At 39.1% G+C, this 2,393-nt stretch carries 1 protein-coding gene; it reads right to left on the bottom strand.

Features of this window, described 5'->3' with window-relative positions:
- Positions 1-118 precede the first annotated feature (118 nt).
- A partial coding sequence (locus ACY65O_RS18170; RefSeq protein WP_462222277.1) for a tail fiber domain-containing protein occupies positions 119-2,393 on the bottom strand: 2,275 nt, incomplete at its 5' end.

Genomic DNA, 2,393 nt, shown 5'->3' with positions numbered 1-2,393 from the left:
ATTTTATTGTAATTACTGATGCTTTGTATGCGTATACTATTTTGCAAACAGAGCAACTCAACAACTTTACAGTTAGCTATAGGGATACCCTTCATCATTTTTAATTCGTTATAATTAATTATAATTGTTCAAATTCGTTTTTCAATTCTTCAATGGTTTTGTTTTGCTCTTTTACCGATTCAATCAGTAAAGGCATTAATCTTGCATAGTCCACACCTTTGTATCCATCTATTTCGTTTACCGCTTCGGGAACAATCTTTTCTACATTCTGTGCCAGCAAACCCATCTGTCTTCCTTTTTGAAAATTATTTTTTTGAAATGAACCGGTTTTCATTTCATACTCTACGCCATTTATCTGTAATAATTTTTGCAAAGGGGATTGTATGGCAGTTATGTTTTGTTTAAAGCGTTCATCACTTGCATACGTAGTTCCGTTTGCCCATATACTTCCATTTACAAATAATGCATAAGGTGCACTTATCTGAAACCTGCCTGCTTGAGTAAACACACCGGCATTATCCTGTGTGCCAAAGGAAACTGCAGCACCGGGGTTATCTGCATGTAACCTTAATTCGTTTCCATAAACACCAATACCCACTTCGCCTGCACCGCCGGGGTAGAGTAATATTTTTTCACCTAATGAAGCAGGAAATGAAAGCGGACGGGTAGGATTATTATTTCCAATACCAACATTACCATTTCCTTTTATCCGCATTCTTTCAGTAAAAGATGTACTGCCTCCATAACCAAAGGCAATATCAGAAGCAGCAACGTCTGAATACATCTGTAATAACCCACCCTGTACACCAAAGCCATATTGTGCAGTTATGCCGCTGGAGTACAATGAAATTTTATGGCCGGTAGTATTACTGAATGATAGTGGTACATCAGGTAATAAATTTCCAATACCGACATTGCCGTTTCTTAAAATAGTTAAAGCATTTTTTCTATTTGCGTTATCTATACCATTTCCAATTTGAAATACACGGTCGGTTAATGCTTCTGTTGTTACACTGGGGTTGTCGGTAATATCATTATATGTACCAAACGTAACTGCTGATCTTGCTTTTGCAAAAACACTGTTACCCATTGCAGTTGAAATATCTCCTGTGGCAAATGCAAAATTTCCCATGGCGAAAGAAGTAACACCAGATGCCTGTGTACTAAAGCCGGCAGCAAAAGATGCATTCCCAATATTATCTTTATCCCAGGCAGTGGTACTTACACCTCCTGTTCGGAATGCTGCTTTATCAGCATACCAAAATGTGCGGTAACCCGGCCCCGATAGCGGAGGTAATCCGGGTGTAACAGGAAAAATATTAGCAGCTGTAAATAATACACTACTATCTGCAACATGCAGCCGTGCTTTTGGTATAGTGATGCCAATGCTTACATTTACAGCATCTGCACCGGTGCCACCTAATACTAAACTATTACTGGCCGCAACTTTTGCATTATAACCCATTGCTGTTGCATTAGAAAGATTGTTAGAAAGAACGTCAGCTCCAAATCCAATCGCTGTATTATTATTTCCTGTAGAATTGGTGCCTAATACACCGCCACCAAGCCCGGTATTTCTACTGCCGGCTGTATTACCGATTAAAGCAAAATTTCCTACAGCAGTATTGTCGTTTCCTGTATTATTTTGAGCCATCGTATTTAGCCCCATAGCAGTATTAGCACCACCAATTGTATTATTAACCAAGGCCCCAGTTCCATTGGCTGTGTTTTGTGCACCGGTTGTATTATATCTTAATGCATTTGTGCCTGTTGCTGTGTTATAATATCCAGTTGTATTTGCAAATAAAGCTTTTGAACCTAAAGCAGAATTTAATGTACCATCATAAACATTAACTGCACCCACTCCATTGTTATATAATGCACTGTCGCCAACAGCTACAAGGTTGCTGCGATCAGTATTTCTTAATAAGGCTTCTGTACCAATTGCCACATTGCTGTAGCCGGTAGTATTATTGTATAAAGCATAAAACCCTGTTGAAGTGTTATTGGAGCCAGTAGTATTTAATGCTAATGACGCATTGCCTAAGCCTGTATTACTATTGCCACTTGAATTAGTAAACATAGCATTTAAACCCATAGCCGTATTGGCACTTCCGGTTGTATTGGTTACCAAAGCACTGGTACCGTTAGCAGTATTTTGCACGCCGGTCGAATTATTTTTTAGTCCATTAGAACCCGTTGCAGTATTATAATAACCGGTAGTATTTGCAAACAATGCTTTGGAGCCAAATGCAGAATTTAAAGTGCCCTCGTATGGATTAACTGCTCCCACTCCATTATTAAATAATGCACTATCGCCTACGGCTACCAGGTTACTGCGATTACTGGTGTTAAATAAAGCACCGGTACCCACTCCGATATTGGAATACCCG

This window comes from Ferruginibacter sp. (assembly GCF_031430955.1).
Taxonomy (GTDB): Bacteria; Bacteroidota; Bacteroidia; order Chitinophagales; family Chitinophagaceae; genus Ferruginibacter.
This window is presented reverse-complemented; position numbering and strand designations above follow the sequence as displayed.